The organism is Nocardia xishanensis NBRC 101358 (genome assembly GCF_001613365.1).
GTDB classification, from domain to species: Bacteria; Actinomycetota; Actinomycetes; order Mycobacteriales; family Mycobacteriaceae; genus Nocardia; species Nocardia xishanensis.
The window spans coordinates 490,366-505,813 of the sequence record NZ_BDCF01000001.1; the positions used below are offsets into that span (position 1 = coordinate 490,366).

General features: G+C 68.8%; 17 protein-coding genes. 9 read left to right on the plus strand and 8 right to left on the minus strand.

All coding sequences use genetic code 11. The features are described 5' to 3' along the window. Window positions 1–95 precede the first annotated feature (95 nt). The 5 genes from NX1_RS02015 (at window position 96) to NX1_RS02035 (ending at window position 4,900) form a co-directional block, all read left to right on the plus strand. A complete protein-coding gene (locus NX1_RS02015; protein WP_068052633.1) occupies window positions 96–989 on the plus strand; it encodes a 1,4-dihydroxy-2-naphthoyl-CoA synthase in 894 nt (297 codons plus the stop codon). Between the two features lie 16 nt (window positions 990–1,005). Continuing rightward, window positions 1,006–1,398, plus strand: a complete 393-nt coding sequence (locus tag NX1_RS02020) for a VOC family protein (protein WP_068052635.1) — start codon at window positions 1,006–1,008, stop codon at window positions 1,396–1,398. Window positions 1,399–1,717: 319 nt separating this feature from the next. Next, entirely contained in the window at window positions 1,718–2,851 is a 1,134-nt protein-coding gene (menE, locus tag NX1_RS02025; protein WP_068052638.1) for an o-succinylbenzoate--CoA ligase, read from the plus strand. A gap of 241 nt (window positions 2,852–3,092) precedes the next feature. Further along, the gene (locus NX1_RS02030; protein ID WP_068052641.1) at window positions 3,093–4,073 is read left to right on the plus strand and encodes an ATP-binding cassette domain-containing protein; all 981 of its coding nucleotides are present in this window, start codon (window positions 3,093–3,095) and stop codon (window positions 4,071–4,073) included. Further along, window positions 4,070–4,900, plus strand: coding sequence for an ABC transporter permease (locus NX1_RS02035; protein ID WP_068052644.1), 831 nt, complete (start codon window positions 4,070–4,072; stop codon window positions 4,898–4,900). Before NX1_RS02030 ends, NX1_RS02035 begins: the two co-directional genes overlap by 4 nt. Before the next feature lie 106 nt (window positions 4,901–5,006). On the opposite strand, the gene NX1_RS02040 is transcribed toward NX1_RS02035, so the two are convergent. Further along, window positions 5,007–8,504 (minus strand): AfsR/SARP family transcriptional regulator, encoded by a 3,498-nt coding sequence (locus NX1_RS02040; RefSeq protein ID WP_068052649.1) that lies wholly within the window; start codon window positions 8,502–8,504, stop codon window positions 5,007–5,009. A gap of 88 nt (window positions 8,505–8,592) precedes the next feature. Between NX1_RS02040 and NX1_RS02045 the strand changes: the two genes are divergently transcribed. Together NX1_RS02045 and NX1_RS02050 are read left to right on the plus strand one after the other, a co-directional pair. After that, complete coding sequence (locus tag NX1_RS02045; RefSeq protein WP_068052652.1) at window positions 8,593–9,051, plus strand: SRPBCC family protein; 459 nt, start codon at window positions 8,593–8,595, stop codon at window positions 9,049–9,051. Window positions 9,052–9,105: 54 nt separating this feature from the next. Beyond that, window positions 9,106–9,975, plus strand: coding sequence for a 1,4-dihydroxy-2-naphthoate polyprenyltransferase (locus NX1_RS02050; RefSeq protein ID WP_068052655.1), 870 nt, complete (start codon window positions 9,106–9,108; stop codon window positions 9,973–9,975). A gap of 8 nt (window positions 9,976–9,983) precedes the next feature. Here the strand turns inward: NX1_RS02050 and NX1_RS02055 are convergent, their stop codons facing one another. The 5 genes from NX1_RS02055 to NX1_RS02075 form a co-directional block, all read right to left on the minus strand. Next, window positions 9,984–10,376: a phage holin family protein gene (locus NX1_RS02055; protein WP_068052657.1), complete on the minus strand. Its 393-nt coding sequence runs from the start codon at window positions 10,374–10,376 to the stop codon at window positions 9,984–9,986. 59 nt (window positions 10,377–10,435) lie between these two features. Further along, the gene (locus tag NX1_RS02060; RefSeq protein ID WP_068052659.1) at window positions 10,436–11,011 is read right to left on the minus strand and encodes a Clp protease N-terminal domain-containing protein; all 576 of its coding nucleotides are present in this window, start codon (window positions 11,009–11,011) and stop codon (window positions 10,436–10,438) included. After that, window positions 11,011–11,229, minus strand: coding sequence for a hypothetical protein (locus NX1_RS02065; RefSeq protein ID WP_068052662.1), 219 nt, complete (start codon window positions 11,227–11,229; stop codon window positions 11,011–11,013). The genes NX1_RS02060 and NX1_RS02065 overlap by 1 nt, the downstream gene beginning before the upstream one ends. Window positions 11,230–11,417: 188 nt before the next feature. After that, a complete protein-coding gene (gene cds1 / locus NX1_RS02070) occupies window positions 11,418–12,503 on the minus strand; it encodes an L-cysteine desulfhydrase Cds1 (RefSeq protein ID WP_068052665.1) in 1,086 nt (361 codons plus the stop codon). After that, window positions 12,500–12,847 carry a DUF4229 domain-containing protein gene (locus NX1_RS02075; protein ID WP_068052668.1) on the minus strand — a complete coding sequence of 116 codons (348 nt, stop codon included), beginning with the start codon at window positions 12,845–12,847 and terminating at the stop codon, window positions 12,500–12,502. Before NX1_RS02075 ends, cds1 begins: the two co-directional genes overlap by 4 nt. 183 nt (window positions 12,848–13,030) lie before the next feature. Between NX1_RS02075 and NX1_RS02080 the strand changes: the two genes are divergently transcribed. Both NX1_RS02080 and NX1_RS02085 read left to right on the plus strand, forming a co-directional pair. Next, a complete protein-coding gene (locus NX1_RS02080; RefSeq protein WP_068052671.1) occupies window positions 13,031–13,243 on the plus strand; it encodes a BldC family transcriptional regulator in 213 nt (70 codons plus the stop codon). Between the two features lie 120 nt (window positions 13,244–13,363). Continuing rightward, window positions 13,364–13,564 carry a hypothetical protein gene (locus NX1_RS02085; protein ID WP_068052674.1) on the plus strand — a complete coding sequence of 67 codons (201 nt, stop codon included), beginning with the start codon at window positions 13,364–13,366 and terminating at the stop codon, window positions 13,562–13,564. A 101-nt stretch (window positions 13,565–13,665) separates the two neighbouring features. On the opposite strand, the gene NX1_RS02090 is transcribed toward NX1_RS02085, so the two are convergent. Both NX1_RS02090 and purN read right to left on the minus strand, forming a co-directional pair. Next, window positions 13,666–14,379, minus strand: a complete 714-nt coding sequence (locus NX1_RS02090; protein ID WP_157119477.1) for a hypothetical protein — start codon at window positions 14,377–14,379, stop codon at window positions 13,666–13,668. A gap of 312 nt (window positions 14,380–14,691) precedes the next feature. Then, window positions 14,692–15,300 carry a phosphoribosylglycinamide formyltransferase gene (gene purN, locus NX1_RS02095; RefSeq protein ID WP_068052680.1) on the minus strand — a complete coding sequence of 203 codons (609 nt, stop codon included), beginning with the start codon at window positions 15,298–15,300 and terminating at the stop codon, window positions 14,692–14,694. Window positions 15,301–15,448 lie beyond the last annotated feature (148 nt).

A 15,448-nucleotide genomic window follows, 5' to 3' on the forward strand; every position in this document is an offset into this window, starting at 1 on the left:
CGGTAACGCGTAGTTTTACACCGTCAAGCCCACGGCGCCGAAATGCACGGAAGTCGCTGGCACCGGATCTTTCGCCGCGGGCAATAATCACAAGCGTGACGTTCAATCCCAAGCTGTGGCGACCGGTCCCCGGATTCGAGAATCTGACCGACATCACCTACCACCGGCATATCGAACAGGGCACGGTGCGGGTGGCGTTCGATCGGCCCGAGGTGCGCAACGCGTTTCGGCCACACACCGTCGACGAGCTCTACCGGGCGCTCGACCACGCTCGGATGACGCCCGACGTCGGCGCGGTCCTGATCACCGGCAACGGACCGAGCCCCAAGGACGGCGGCTGGGCCTTCTGCTCCGGCGGTGACCAGCGCATTCGCGGCCGCAGCGGTTACCAGTACGCCAGCGGCGACACCTCGGACACCGTCGACCAGGCGCGCGCGGGCAGGCTGCACATCCTCGAGGTCCAGCGCCTCATCCGCTTCATGCCCAAGGTCGTCATCGCGCTGGTCAACGGCTGGGCCGCGGGCGGAGGGCACAGCTTGCACGTGGTCTGCGACCTGACGCTGGCCAGCCGCGAGCACGCCAGGTTCAAGCAGACCGACGCCGACGTGGGCAGTTTCGACGGCGGCTACGGCAGCGCCTACCTGGCCAAGATGGTCGGCCAGAAGTTCGCTCGCGAGATCTTCTTCCTCGGCAGGCCCTACACCGCCGAGGAGATGCACCAGATGGGCGCGGTCAACAAGGTCGTCGACCACGCCGAGCTGGAGGACGTCGCGCTGGAGTGGACCGCCGACATCAACGGCAAATCCCCGCAGGCGCAGCGCATGCTGAAGTACGCGTTCAACCTGCTCGACGACGGCCTGGTCGGCCAGCAGCTGTTCGCGGGCGAAGCAACCCGCATGGCGTACATGACCGACGAAGCGGTGGAAGGTCGCGACGCGTTCTTGGAGAAGCGCAAGCCGGATTGGACGCCCTACCCTTGGTACTTCTGACGAAGGGACTGGCCCCATGGAGATCCTCAGCAGCCGGGTGATTCTGCGGCCGGGCGACTACGCGAGAACGCTCGAGTTCTACCGCGACGGACTCGGTCTCGCGATTGCCAGGGAATATCCAGGTGGAACCGTTTTCTTCGCTGGACAGTCGCTGGTCGAGGTCGCGGCGCACGGCGGGACGGGCGCGTCGACGGCCTTCGACGGCGCGATCTGGTTGCAGGTGCGCGATGTCGACTCGGCCGCCGTCGAGCTGGCGCTGAAGGGAATCCCGATCGATCGCGCACCGAAACAGGAGCCGTGGGGTCTGATCGAAATGTGGATCCGCGACCCCGACGGTGTGCCGGTGGTGCTGGTGGAGATTCCGCCCGAACATCCGATCCGGCGAGATTCCCGCTGGTCGGAGGACTGATCGGCGGCAGGAGAGCGGACCGGGGTCCGAATGCCGAGTTGCCAAGGGCTGGCTCGGCGAGGACGATAGCGCTCTAGCGGACGCCCGGCCGCCGATGTCCGGGCGACCGCCATCCGCGTCCCGTCCGACGAGTGAATCGCAGTCTCGATGTCTGGCCTAGCCGAGCCCCATTTTTTCGGGGCGGCCGCACGCTGCGCGCGCCGCCCCAGCAAACCGACCCGTTCCCCGCGCGACGGCGCGGGCATGACACGATCCCTATCGTGATGGAACCGAGCGACGGCGAGGTGTGGTCGTGAGCAACACTCTGCGGACGCTTCCTATGCCGACCGGATCCGGTCTGGGTGACGTGCTGCCGCATCTGCGAGAAGCGTTGGAAGGCAACGGCCCCGCGTGGCTGCCCATCCCGACCAGCGACCGCAGGGAGGCCCGTCGGCTCAGCGACGCGCTCTCCCCCGGCGAAGCGATCGACGACGACGTGGCGCTTGTCGTCACCACCTCCGGCACCACCGGCGTGCCCAAGGGCGCGATGCTCAGCGCCTCCGCGCTGCGCGCCAGCGGCACCGCGACCCACGACCGCCTCGGCGGTCCCGGCGCCTGGCTGCTCGCGCTGCCGACCCACCACATCGCCGGCCTCCAGGTCCTCCTGCGCAGCATCCTCGCGGGCACCGAGCCCGCCGTGCTCGACGTCTCCGGCGGCTTTCTTCCCGAGGCCCTGGTCGGCGCGGTGTCGGGCATGCGCGGCGAGCGCCGCTACACCGCCCTCGTGCCGACCCAGCTGATCAAGGCGCTCGACGCGCCAGGCGCCGCCGAGGCGCTCGCCGATCTGGACGCGGTGCTCGTCGGCGGCGCGGCGACCCCGCTGCCGGTGTACGAGCGCGCGAAAGCGGCCGGTATCAACGTCGTTCGGACCTACGGCATGAGCGAGACCTGCGGCGGCTGCGTCTATGAGGGCGTGCCGCTGGACGGCGCGAAGGTGCGCATCGAGGACGGCCGCGTGCTGCTCGGCGGCGCCATGATCGCCAGCGGTTATCGCGGCCAGCCCGATCACCCCGCTTTCGCCGAGCCCGGCTGGTTCCGCACCGAGGACGCGGGCGCTTTCGACAACGGCGTGCTGCGAGTCACCGGACGCCTGGACGAGGCCATCATGACGGGCGGATTGCTGGTCATCCCGCAGGTGGTCGAGGCCGTGCTGGTGACGCATCCGTCCATCAGCGAGTGCGTGGTGCTCGGCTTGCCCGACGAACGGCTCGGCCAGCGCGTCGCGGTCGCGGTCGTGCCCACCGCGGGAGCCACCCCAACGCTCGACGAACTGCGCGACCACGTCGTCCGGGAACTCGACGCCATAGCCGCGCCCCGAGAACTGGCCCTACTGGACGAACTTCCGTTGCACGGCCCCGGCAAACCCAACCGGACCAAGCTCCGCGAATTGCTCCTCGCCCAGTCCGCCAACTGACCGCGCAGGCTCTCCGCACTCCTCACAAGGCCCGCAACCGCCGCCGGTGGGCGCGGGCTCACCGGACTCGCCGGGCGATCCGGCATCGGCCTCGTCCTGCGCGAGGCGCACGAAACGACAGCGACGCCGCACACAGGATCTATGCCCGCTGGCACGTATGAAAGCCGTGTCGGCGTGATGCAAGAGGGCGTGCAATCGCGGCGCAAGGGTGGTGCAAGGGGTGGGCGACAGAGTTCGTGGCATGAATTCTTTCGCGCCACATGCAGCGCCGGCCGTCGAAGCCGACGCCCTGGTCAAGGTGTTCGGGGAGCAGCGGGCCGTGGACGGGGTGAGTCTGACGGTGCCGCAAGGCTCGGTGTACGGAGTGCTCGGGCCGAACGGGGCGGGCAAGACCACCACCATCCGAATGCTCTCGACGCTGCTGCGTCCCGACGGCGGTAGCGCCAGGATCTTCGGCCACGACGTGGTCGCCGAGCCGACCGCGGTCAGGTCGCTGCTCGGCCTCACCGGGCAGTACGCCTCGGTGGACGAGGGCCTGACCGCCACCGAGAACCTGATCATCTTCTCCCGCCTGCTCGGCCTGAGCCGGGCCGACTCCCGGCGTAAAGCGAGCGAACTGCTCGAGGAGTTCGACCTCACGGAAGCGGCGAACAAGCCGCTGAAGAACTTCTCCGGCGGTATGCGCCGCCGCCTCGATCTCGCGGCGAGCCTGATCGCCGCGCCGCCGTTGCTGTTCCTCGACGAGCCGACCACCGGCCTCGACCCGCGCACCCGCGCCCAGATGTGGGAGACCATCCGCCGCCTCGTCCGCGAGGGCGCGACGGTGCTGCTCACCACGCAGTACCTGGACGAGGCGGATCAGCTGGCCGACCGGATCGCCGTGATCGACCGCGGCCGGGTGATCGCCGACGGCACCGCCGACGAACTCAAGGCCTCGGTCGGCGGTTCCTCGCTGCATCTGACCCTGGTCGACGAAGCGCAGCTCGCCGAGGCCCGCCGCATCGTCGGCGATTTCCTCGGCGCCGAGGCGCAGATCACCCCCGAGGCCGGTCGGCTCACCGCGCCACTGCCTGACGCGAGCGTCACCACCGACCTGCTGATCCGGCTGCGCGAGTGGGACATCGCGATCGACGAGATCACGGTGAGCAAGCCCAGCCTCGACGAAGTCTTCCTGACCATCACCGGCCACCCGGCCGACGACAACGAACGGAGCGCGGCATGACCACCATCACCGCACCGACCGCCGCCGCGGCCCCCCTACGAATCCCCGAAGCAAGCAACCGAATCGGCATCCGCCAGACGGTGTCGAGCTCGCTCACCATGGCCTACCGGGGCATCCTCAAGATCAAGCACAATCCCGAGCAGCTGTTCGACGTGACGATACAGCCGATCCTGTTCACGGCGCTGTTCACCTACATCTTCGGCGGCGCCATCGCGGGCAACGCGCACGACTACCTGCCCCTGCTGATTCCCGGCATCCTCGTGCAGACCGTGGTGCTCACCTCCGTAGTCACCGGCACCCAGCTGCGCGAGGACATGGACAAGGGCGTCTTCGACCGCTTCAAATCGCTTCCGATCGCCCGTATCTCGGCGCTGAGCGGCGCGCTGATCGCCGACATGGTGCGCTACGGCATCGCCACCACGCTCACCGTGATCGTCGGCCTGTGCCTCGGCTACCGTCCGGGCGGCGGCGTGGCCGGCGTGCTGGTCGCCGCACTGGTCATCGTGGTGTGCTCGTTCGCGATCAGCTGGATCTGGGCTCTGGTCGGCGTGACCGGCAAGAGCGCTTCGTCGGTGCAGGGCATCTCGATGATGGTGATGTTCCCGCTCACCTTCATGTCCGGCGCCTTCGCTCCGGCACAGACCATGCCGGGCTGGATGCAGGGCATCAACCACGTCAACCCGGTGTACTACATGGTGAACGCGTGCCGAGACCTCATGAACGGCAACGTCTACGGCAGCAACCTGGCGTGGTCGCTGATCGGCTCGGCGGTCGTGATCGCCGTGTTCGCCCCGCTGACGGTCAAGGCGTACATGCGCAGAGCTTGATCGACACGACACGGCCGGAATCTCGGAAGAGGTTCCGGCCTTTGCCGTTTCCCCTGGGCGAACCTCCGCAATCACTTCGGCCGCGCACGGTGTGCTGGCCTCCGAGCTAAGCGTCCAGCCGCCCGCTCAACTCGCGCAGCAGCGCGATGATCCGTGCCGCTCCGGTCCTGCGCCGCATCCCGGTGGCCGCGCGCAAGGCCGCGTCCATCCGCTCGGAGCCGACTCGCGACCGGTGAAAGTCCCAGTGCCGCCGCACCATCATCGACGGATAGTCCTGCCGGGCAACGACCTTCGCGGACAGCGCGAGCAGCTCCATACCCGCCTCCGCATCCGGCTCGATCGCGAGCCGATGCGAGCCGACCGCGCACGCCACCGCGCCTATCTGCGGCAGGTCGTAGAACTGGGCAAGCCTGCCCGCAGCGCTCTCGGTGACTTCGGCGGCGAGTTCCGTCGCCTCCTCGGCGCGTCCGTACAGCACCTGCGCGCCGATCATCGCGCTCGCCAGCATGAGCCCGCCCGGCCCCGGCGTCAGATCATCGTCCGGCCAGCCCAACAGCTCGAGCGCCCTGCGGTAATACCGCAATCCGATGTCGGTATCGCCCTCGGCCAGTGCGAGTTCCGCGACACCACCCGACACGGTGGCCAGCCGATGGTTGCGCCGGACGTTCGGATCGTCGATCGGGGCGACATAAGCCGGGTCGTCGGAAGCGCCGAGCGCGAAGGCCAATTCCTCGCGTGCCCGCTCCACCTGGCCCACGCCGATCAGCGCGACCGCGAGATAGCTGCGAATCTCCACGGCCTCGTCGTGGGCCCGCAGGGTGCGCAGCGCGGCGGCGGCCCTGCGGTAGTAGTCCACCGAATCGGCGTAGCGGGCGGTCTGCCCGCCGAGCTGGCCTAGGTGCTGACAGACCATGGCGAGGCCCCATAGATCTTTGCCTTCCAGCAACCGCAGCGCGCCGAGCGCGTCGCGGGCCGAGCCGTGCACGTCGCCCGCGTTCTCCCTGATGTTCGCGCGGGCGATGAGCGCGGCCGCCCGCACGTCGGGGTCGGAGGAACGCGCTCCGTCGGCGAGAATGCGCGCAAGGCCTTTTCCCGAGGCGTCCACGATCAGCAACCCGCCGAGGTGGCGCAACCCGGGGTTCATCCCGACGGCGGTGCGCAGCAACACCCGGGTGCGCGCCCGCACGGTGGCCAGCGGGCGCAGATCGGCGTTCAGGAAGACCAGGTGTATTCCGATCGTCAGCGCGGCCAGCATCCGCAGATCCGCGATGACGCCGCGCGCGGGTTCCCGCTCGGGCGCGGAGCGCAGCACTCGCGGCGCCCACGACGTCAGCTCCATATGCGCGCCGCGCATCATCCACAGCATCGCGAGGACAGGGAACACGCGATACACCGTCGCGGCGTCGTCGCGGTCCAGCGCGTAGCGCAGCACACCCGCCAGGTTGTCCTGTTCGGCGGCGACCGAGAGCACCGTCGTCAGCTGTTCGTCGGTGCGGTAGCGCAGGGCGGCGTCCACCGAGTATTCGGCCGCCCACCGCGACATCCGCCGCATGACATGCTCGACTTCACCGACGGTGGTCAGCTGTTCCTCACCGAATTCACGGACCGTCTCAAGCATTCGGTACCGCGTGCCGTCCTCGTCCTCGAGCACGGTGAGCAGCGACTGGCTCACCAAGCCGTCCACCGCGGCGGCCACATCGTCGACGTCCGGTCCGCCCGCCACCGCCTCGGCGGCGATCGAGGTGAAACCCGCTGGAAAGCGGCACATTCGGCGCAATGTCGCCTGCTGCGGCGGATCGAGCAGGTTCCAGCTCCACGCGATCACCGCGTGCAGTGTGCGGTGCCGTTCAGGTGACGAGCGGTCGCCGCCGCGCAGCAGGGCGAATCGGTGCTCGAGCCTGGCCTCGATCTCCTCGACGCTCATGGTGCGGGCACGGGCGGCGGCGAGTTCGATGGCCAGTGGCAGTCCGTCCAGCATCGCGCACAGCCTGGCGACGGCGTCCGGGTCGAGGCGCACCGTCGGCCGCACCGCGCGGGCCCGCGCGCTGAACAGGTCGGTGGCGGGCGAGCCCGCGGCGTCGATGGCCAAGGGCGCCAAGGGATAGACGCTCTCGGCGGTGATGGCCAGCGGGGCGCGGCTGGTGGTCAGCACGGTGAGCTGGTCGCAGCTGCCGATCAGGTCGCCGACGACCTCGGCGACGGCATCGACGAGGTGTTCGCAGTTGTCCAAGATCAGCAGCATCGGACGGGCCGACAGCGCGTCGCGCAGCCGCCTGCCCGTGTCGATCCGCCCCGGCCGCAGCAGACCCGGCTCGCGGACCACCTCGCCGATGCCGAGCGTCGTACTGATCGCCGACTCGATATCGGCCCGCGCGTCGTCCACGGAGGTCGAGCGCACCGACGCGAGCTCCACGAGCACCACGGATTCCTGCCGCGCCACCCTGGCGCCGACTTCGTTGGCCACCCTGGTCTTTCCGGTTCCCCCCGGCCCGAGCACGGTGACCACCCGGGCGGCGCGCAGCAGCTCGGCGAGCTGGTCGAGGTCGGCGTCCCTGCCCAGCAGTGCGTTCGGCGCGGCGCGCAAGCCGATGGCCTCGCGCGGACTCTCGGAGCGAGACAACAACTGTGCGTGCAGCGGTGACGCCGTGCTCGCGTCCGGGATACCGACGGCCGCGGCATGCGCCGACCCCTCCGGGTCGGAAGAGGCCGCCGGTTCGGGTTTTTCGATGACATTGAGCGTCACGGTTCCCCGCCGGTCGGGCGGGACGCTTCCACCGTTGGTCGCCGCCGTCCGTTCGGGGGCGCCCACCGCCTCACCCCGCAGGATGGCGGTGTTCAACTCGACGAGCGCCCGTCCCGGGTCCGCGCCGAGCTGATCGGCGAGGCGGGTCCGGAACCCCGCGAAGGATTCCAGCGCCTCGTTGGCCCGGTCGGCGCGCGCGAGCAGCCGCATGAGGGCCAGTTGGGCGGGTTCGTCGAGTGGTTCGGCGGCCGCGCGACGCCGCGCCAGGTCGAGTGCGCCGGGGATGTCGCCGCCGGATTCCCGCGCGGCCAACTCGAGCGCGTCGAGTTCGGCGGTCAGCGACGCCGCGACGCGCGCGAGTTCCTCCGCGATCTCACCGGGCGGCAGGTCGGCGGCGGGTTCGCCGCGCCAGAGCGCTCGCGCCTCGTGCACCGATCCCAGGCACGCGGCGACGTCCCCCGCCGCGAGCCCGCCGCGGGCTCGGGCCAGCAACGCGCCACCGTGCGTCAGGTCGACCTGGTCGGGCGCGAAGGTGAGCCGGTAACCCGCGGGACCGATCTCCAGCGCGCCGTCGGGCAGCGTCGAGCGCAGCCGCGACACCTGGGTGTGCAGCGCGTTCATCGGCGAGCGTGGCGGCTGGTCGGCCCATACGTCTTCGATCAAGGCCGATGCCGTGCGGCTGCGGCCAGGTCGCAGGGCGAGCGCGGTGAGCAGCAGCCGGGACCGGGCTCCGGGTACGGGTGTGAGCGCGCCGTCGCGGCGCAGTGCGACCTCGCCGAGCAGGGCCACCACGACCGATGCGCCCGCCTGCGGCGTAGCGGTGGGATTCGGGCCCTCGGGGCCGCGCCGATCTGGAAACATGCCGTGGTCATCGTATGCGAGGGAGCGGGCTGAGACTGACATCGTTTTCCTCCCTGGATAACGGCGGGCTTGCGCCTACGCTTTGCGCATGGCTGAGTTCGAAGTGGTCCGACGGGTCGTCGTTTCAGCCGACCCCACACACATCCACACGCTCATCGACAATTTCCGGGAGTGGACGAAGTGGTCCCCCTGGGAGGATCTCGACCCGCAGCTCCAGCGCACCTATTCCGGCGCGCCATCCGGTGTCGGCGCACACTACGCCTGGAGCGGCAACCGCAAGGCGGGCGCGGGCAACATGGAGATCGTCTCCGACGCCGAACGCGAGATCGGCATCCGTCTGGAGTTCCTCAAGCCCTTCAAAGCGACCAACCACGTCGACTTCGAGCTGAATCCCACCGAGTCCGGCGCCACCGAGGTGGTCTGGCGAATGACCGGGCAGCAGCAGGGCCTGATGGCGCTGATCGGCAAGGTGATCCCCATGGACCGGATGGTCGGCAAGGACTTCGAAAAAGGTCTCACCCGGCTGAAGGCGACGGCCGAGGCCTGAGCGCCCGCGGACTGTCGGCAAGCCCCGCTCGACAGCGCCTATTAGGCTGCGTTCATGGCTACAGCAGCGCAATGGATCGAGGGCGCACGGCCCCGCACCCTGCCGAACGCGATCGCCCCGGTCATCGCCGGTACCGGCGCCGCAGCCTCGCTCGATGCCGCGGTGTGGTGGAAAGCCGTTCTGGCGCTGCTGGTTTCGCTGGCCCTGATCATCGGGGTCAACTACGCCAACGACTACTCCGACGGCATCAGGGGCACCGACGACGAGCGCGTCGGCCCGCTGCGGCTGGTCGGGTCCAAGCTCGCCTCGCCCGCGGCGGTCAAGAACGCCGCGATACTGAGCCTGGCGATCGGCGCGGTTCTCGGTCTGGTGCTCGTCGCCACGACCGCGTGGTGGCTGCTGCTGGTCGGCGTGGCCTGCTTGGCGGGCGCGTGGTTCTACACCGGCGGCAGCAAGCCGTACGGCTACAGCGGTTTCGGCGAGCTCGCGGTGTTCGTGTTCTTCGGGCTGGTCGCCGTGCTCGGCACGCAGTTCGTGCAGGCCGAGCGCGTCGACTGGGTGGGCGCGGCCCTCGCGGTGGCGGTCGGTTCGTTCTCCAGCGCGGTGCTGGTGGCCAACAACCTGCGCGACATTCCCACCGACACCGAATCCGGAAAGACCACGCTCGCGGTCAAGCTCGGCGATCCACGCACCCGCACCCTGCACCTCGCGCTGCTGGCCGCGCCGTTCGTGGTCACCCTGCTGCTGGTGATCCGCACGCCCTTCGCCCTCGTCGGCGTGCTCGCCCTCCCGCTCGCGGTGCGCGCCAACGCACCCGTGCGGTCGGGCGGCAACGGTTTGGAACTGATTCCGGCGCTGCGTGATTCCGGTCTCGCCCTGCTCGCCTGGTCGGCGCTGACCGCGCTGGCGCTCGGCTTCGCCTGACCGGTCCGTCAGTCGTTGTCGGGAACCAGCACGCCGAGAACCCAGTTCACCAGCGAGATGATGATGCCGCCGAGCACGGCGGCCCAGAATCCGTCGACCACCAAACCGTATTCGGGAGCGTCGACGAGTTCGGTGATCTCCGCGGTGAGCCAGAGCATCAGCGCGTTGATCAACAGCAGGAACAAGCCGAGGGTCAGCACGATCAGCGGCAGCGACAGCAGTTTCACCAACGGCTTCACCAGCGCGTTGACCACGGTGAACACCACCGCGATGGCGAGGGCGACGAGAATCTCGCCGCCGGTGCCGTTCTCTTTCGGGCTCAGGATGTCGATACCGCCCACCCATTCGGCGGCCAACCATATGGCGAACGCGTTGATGATCAACCGAAGCACGAGCTGCATGCGCACATGCTAAATGCGGTGAGCCGCCGCCGCTGGCGGGAAATGGTTTTCCGCGTTCGTCAGGCCGCACGGTCGAGCAGCGCGTGCACCTTCGGCCGCAGGTCGTGGATCGGCCCTGAGCCGCCGAACAGGCCAACGGTGGTCTGATTCGGCGCGCGCAGGATACCGAGCAGCACGTGCCCTGATTCGATGCTTTTGTCCTTGCGCGCGAGGGCTTCCCGCAGTGAGAGCTCGAGCACTTTCTTCGCGTCCTTGGTGAACGGGATGTGTCCGCCGTACCACTGCCGCCCAAGGAGTCCGCGACGCGGCTCGGGGAGCGGACGATCCAGCACGTCCTCACCGAAGCCCGCTTCCAGCGATTCGCGCACCGCGTCCAGGTCGATGCCGATCGAGCGCAATGCTTCGGCGTCCTCGGCGCCGAGTGGCTCGGCGTGCCCCTCGGCGTTCAAGGCGCTCAGCACACCCTCGCGGGTGAGCCCCGCGTCCGCGAGCAGCGCCTTCAGCTCGGGCTCGGCTTGCGTGAGCAGGCCGAGCAGCACGTGCTCGACCTCGATGCTCGGCGACCGCAGCTCACGGGCGTCTTCCTGCGCGATCACGACGGCCGTCCGCGCCGACTTGCTGAACCGTTCGAACATCAGCTTCTGCCTTTCCGGTTGTATTTCTGATGGACCGCCTGCTTGCTGACCTCGAGCGCGTCGGCGATCGCCTGCCATGACCAGCCCTGCGCGCGGGCGTTGGTCACCTGGATCGCCTCCAGCCGTTCGAGCAGCCGACGCAGTGCGAGCACGGCGCGCAGTCCGACCTTGGGGTCGGGACTGCCCGCGGCGGCCGCCAGAGTGGTTGCCTCAGTCATGACGTCAATTTTGATTGACGCCAACGCTGTGTGTCAACAAAAATTGACGCGCAATGCACTGTGGAAGCGCGGGTTTCGCTATCGGAGAAAACCGAGGGGCGGTACGCGCGGAGTCGGGCGGCGGCGGAGGCGCGCACAACCAGCGCCGGCCGGACATCCGAGACCGCGCACAGCCGGGGCGGAGGTGCCTACCCGTTCCAGATGCCGGTGGCGTGGAATTCGTCGAGCACGGCGGTCGGCTCGGCCAGGTTCATGCCCTGCGCGGCGACCCACTGATCGTCGAAATAGGTTCCGGCGTATCGATCTCCGCCGTCACAGAGCAGGGTGACCACGCTGCCATCGCGGTTCTCGGCGAGCATCTCCGCGATCAGGTGGAAAACGCCCCACAGATTGGTGCCGGTCGACCCGCCGACGCGGCGGCCGAGGACGCGGCTGGCGTGCCGCATAGCGGCGATCGAGGCGACGTCGGGCACCTCGATCATCCGGTCGACCACCTGCCCGACGAACGAGGGCTCCACCCGAGGGCGGCCGATGCCTTCGATCCGCGAGGACATGCCGGTCTGATATCCGGCGTCCCCGGTCTCGTAGCCGCCGTAGAAAGCGGAATTCTCCGGGTCGACCACGGCGAGCTTGGTGGCATGCCTGCGGTAGCGGATGTAGCGGCCGATGGTGGCGCTGGTGCCGCCGGTGCCCGCCCCCGCCACGATCCATTCCGGCACCGGATGCGTCTCGAGCACCATCTGCTCGAAGATGGATTCGGCGATGTTGTTGTTGCCGCGCCAGTCGGTGGCCCGCTCCGCGTGGGTGAACTGGTCCATGTAGTGGCCGCCGCACTCGGACGCCAGCCGCGCCGCCTCGGTGTACATATCCGGCGGACGCTCCACGAAATGGCAACGGCCGCCCTGCGCCTCGATCAGCGCGATCTTCTGCGGCGAGGTGCCCGCGGGCATCACCGCGACGAAATCGAGGCCGAGCAGCTTCGCGAAATACGCCTCGCTCACGGCGGTCGACCCGGAGGACGCCTCCACCACCGTGGTCCCCTCGGTAACCCAGCCGTTGCAGATGGCGTACAGGAACAGCGAGCGAGCGAGTCGATGCTTGAGGCTCCCGGTGATGTGGGTGGACTCGTCCTTCAGGTACAGCTCGATGTTCCACTCGACCGGCAGCGGATAGCGGAGCAGGTGGGTGTCGGCCGAGCGCTGGGCATCGGCGTCGATCAGTCGCACCGCGTTGTCGACCCAGTCCCGGGGCGCGCTGCGATCGCAGTACTTCACTTGGCCGCTCCGGGCCCGCCCTCACCTCGCAGGCGCGCGCGCAGCTGCGCCTTGTCCTTGCGGCGCTTCTCGTCGACCACCGCGATGTCCTCGTTGACCTTGGCGCGCAGCTTCTTGAACAGGGCCAGCGACAGCGGCATCGCGATGATCAGCGCGAAGAGGGCGGCGACGACCAGCGGAATATCCACCGAGACCAGTCGCGCGGCCAGGATGATCACCGCGGTGATCGCCGCGACCAGCGCCAGCCTGGCCAGCGTGTACAGCGCCAGATTCACGGCCAGTCTGCGGCCGGGACGCGCGGTGGGCTGGGACGATGCGCCGTCCGGACGAGTCGAGTCGCTCACGTGAACCAGAGTATGCGAAGCTGTTGCCCGCTCTCGGGCCACACCCGTTTCATACGTCGGACGACGATCCGTTTTGTCCATTACTTCGCCTTTACCAACTGTAGGTGGTTCGCGTACCTAGGGGTTGGGGTGCAACGATGGCGCCATCTGATGAGGGAACTGTCGAGAACGGAGAGGTTTGCTATGACTGCGATCACCGTCGGCGGCCAGGACACTCTGCTGACACCCGGCCAAGTGGCTGCCCTGTTCCACGTCGATCCGAAGACCGTCACCCGCTGGGCCCACGCCGGGCGTCTCGGCTCGCTGCGCACTCCGGGCGGGCATCGCCGGTTTCGGGAGTCCGAAGTCCTTCAGCTGCTGAAGTCGCTGACCACGGAAGCAAGCCCCACCCGCTAGAACGACCACGACCGGCGCGGGCGTCCATGCCCGCGCCCGGTCGTGTCGGCGGCAATTCGAGGTCTGCGGTATGCGCGGACGTCGCGCGCGGCTACCCTCGATAGCAGGAGGTGAGCGAACGTGACGTACCTGTTGGCACTCATCGCTGTTGTGGCTGTCGCGGTGTTGTGCTGGAAGGCGTTCGGCCCCGTGAATGCTGGCGATCGGACCCCGCGTTCACCCCAACGCAAACGAGTCCTCGGCCCCGACGACGACCCCGAGTTCCTGTGGCGCATCTCGCGTCAACAGCACCCAGACGGCGACGGCACCACCGACCGCTGAACGGCCCGTGCGCGGGGGCGATAGCGTCGCACCCATGTCGATCCCACATGCCGTTGGGGCTCGGTCCCTGCCCTGTCCAGGAGTTGGCTGTACCCGCGACGTCAGTGCTGATCGAGCGGTAGCGCGCGGCAGACGTTCGGCCGCTGGTCGGGGTTCGCCAAATAATGACGTAGCAGGCTGTAAGCGATCAGCGGGTTCATGAGCAGATGCCTGTCCAACACGGTGACAATGCGGAAATCGCCCCGTTCGACCGTCATCCGCCGCACGGTCGCCTTGACGGATTGCCAGACTTCGGCGGACGGATGCGCCTCGACGACGATGAGGTTGTCGTAGCGGCTTCCGCCTTGGCGCCGGATGCGGGCATCGATGGCCGAGACCTGCTGCCACGGGATCGCGAAGACGCTGCCGACGTTGTCGCGATACAGGATTCGGGTCGGCGTGAGCAGCAATCCCGGCACCACGCCTCGGCGTGCACGCAGGATCCCATACGCCGCGAGCAGCGCCACCGCGCCGACCGGACCGACGAACACCAAGGCAAGCAGGCCGACCCAGGTCCGTTCGACGACCGCCAGCACCGCGTTCGTTCCGGCACTCGCGACCAGCACCGACCCGAGCGCCGCCGCCAGCACGCCGTAGATTTTGCGCGGCGTGCGCATCGCCAGCAACAGCCCGGATTCCCGCACTCCGGCGTGCTCGATGCCCTCCACCCACACGCCCGACCAGCCGCGGCGTTCGTAATCCCGTACGCGCTTTGCTTCCCATCGCCATCGCTCGGGCCACGTGTGCTCCGCCCCCGAGATGTTCTCCCCACTCACCAGGCCGATACTGCCACAGCGGGACTCGGCCGGGTAATTTCATTTGGCGGGCGAGAATGCGTGCACCAGGGCGCGATTCGCTCGTGTAGCAATCGCGGCGCAGGCTGTCAGCCGAAAACATCTTCGCGCCAGTGGAAGACGGCAGCGGTCGAGTACGGAAGGTAGCCGAAGGCAGCGATCCACTCGGGCGGCTCTGATGTCACGGATTCGAGCCGCGACCGCGAGAAATTCCTCCACCGATCCGCCGCATCGGGCCGGCGCGGCAGCAGAGGCCGGAACGATCCGGCTTGTACGGCGAGCCTCGTTGTCAGGTCAGCGGTCGGCGGCGGCGGGATCCCGGGTCGCGATGATCTGTACAACTGCGGGAAGCAGCAGGTGCTCGGCGGCCAGGACGCGCTCGGCCAGCGAATCGACCGTGTCATCGGGCAGCACCGGCACTTCGCTCTGCGCGATGACCGCGCCCGTGTCGTATTCCTCGGTCACGAAGTGGACCGTCGGGCCCGATACCGCGTCACCCGCGGCCAGCACGGCCTCGTGGACGGCCTTCCCGTACATGCCTTGCCCGCCGTGGCGCGGGAGCAGCGCGGGATGGATATTGATGATGCGGCCACCGAACTCCTCGCGCACCCGCGGCCCCAGCTTCTTCATGTAGCCCGCGGTGACGACCAGAGCCGTGTCGTGCGCGACGAGCGTCGCCCGCATCGCCTCGTCCAGTTCCGCCGGATCCGGATGCGTCCGCCCCGACATGTGCACCGCCGGAATCCCAGCATCCCGCGCATACGCCAGCGCCCCTGACCCACTGTTGTTCCCGATGACCAGCGCGATCGAGAACCGCGCCTCCTCCTCCATCGAAGCCCCGTGCAGCGCACGCAAATTCGACCCATTCCCCGACGCCAGCACCGCGACCCGAAGCCTCGACATACCCGCAGTCTCGCACAGCCCAGCTGGCGCCCGTCGACAGCCGAGCTCCGGGTCAGCCGAGTACGGCGCGAGCAGCAGTTGGCCGGTCGTGGACCGAACGATGGAGAAGTGCTTGCGGTCCAGCGTGGTGACGGCGGTGACGGCCGCC

What these genes read in the sequence shown, in the direction of transcription:
- NX1_RS02020 (WP_068052635.1), top strand. Translation starts at nt 1,006, where the DNA reads ATGGAGATCCTCAGCAGCCGGGTGATTCTGCGGCCGGGCGACTACGCG.
- menE (WP_068052638.1), top strand. Translation starts at nt 1,718, where the DNA reads ATGCCGACCGGATCCGGTCTGGGTGACGTGCTGCCGCATCTGCGAGAA.
- NX1_RS02030 (WP_068052641.1), top strand. Translation starts at nt 3,093, where the DNA reads ATGAATTCTTTCGCGCCACATGCAGCGCCGGCCGTCGAAGCCGACGCC.
- NX1_RS02035 (WP_068052644.1), top strand. Translation starts at nt 4,070, where the DNA reads ATGACCACCATCACCGCACCGACCGCCGCCGCGGCCCCCCTACGAATC.
- NX1_RS02040 (WP_068052649.1), bottom strand. Translation starts at nt 8,504, where the DNA reads ATGTTTCCAGATCGGCGCGGCCCCGAGGGCCCGAATCCCACCGCTACG.
- NX1_RS02045 (WP_068052652.1), top strand. Translation starts at nt 8,593, where the DNA reads ATGGCTGAGTTCGAAGTGGTCCGACGGGTCGTCGTTTCAGCCGACCCC.
- NX1_RS02050 (WP_068052655.1), top strand. Translation starts at nt 9,106, where the DNA reads ATGGCTACAGCAGCGCAATGGATCGAGGGCGCACGGCCCCGCACCCTG.
- NX1_RS02055 (WP_068052657.1), bottom strand. Translation starts at nt 10,376, where the DNA reads ATGCAGCTCGTGCTTCGGTTGATCATCAACGCGTTCGCCATATGGTTG.
- NX1_RS02060 (WP_068052659.1), bottom strand. Translation starts at nt 11,011, where the DNA reads ATGTTCGAACGGTTCAGCAAGTCGGCGCGGACGGCCGTCGTGATCGCG.
- NX1_RS02065 (WP_068052662.1), bottom strand. Translation starts at nt 11,229, where the DNA reads ATGACTGAGGCAACCACTCTGGCGGCCGCCGCGGGCAGTCCCGACCCC.
- NX1_RS02080 (WP_068052671.1), top strand. Translation starts at nt 13,031, where the DNA reads ATGACTGCGATCACCGTCGGCGGCCAGGACACTCTGCTGACACCCGGC.
- purN (WP_068052680.1), bottom strand. Translation starts at nt 15,300, where the DNA reads ATGTCGAGGCTTCGGGTCGCGGTGCTGGCGTCGGGGAATGGGTCGAAT.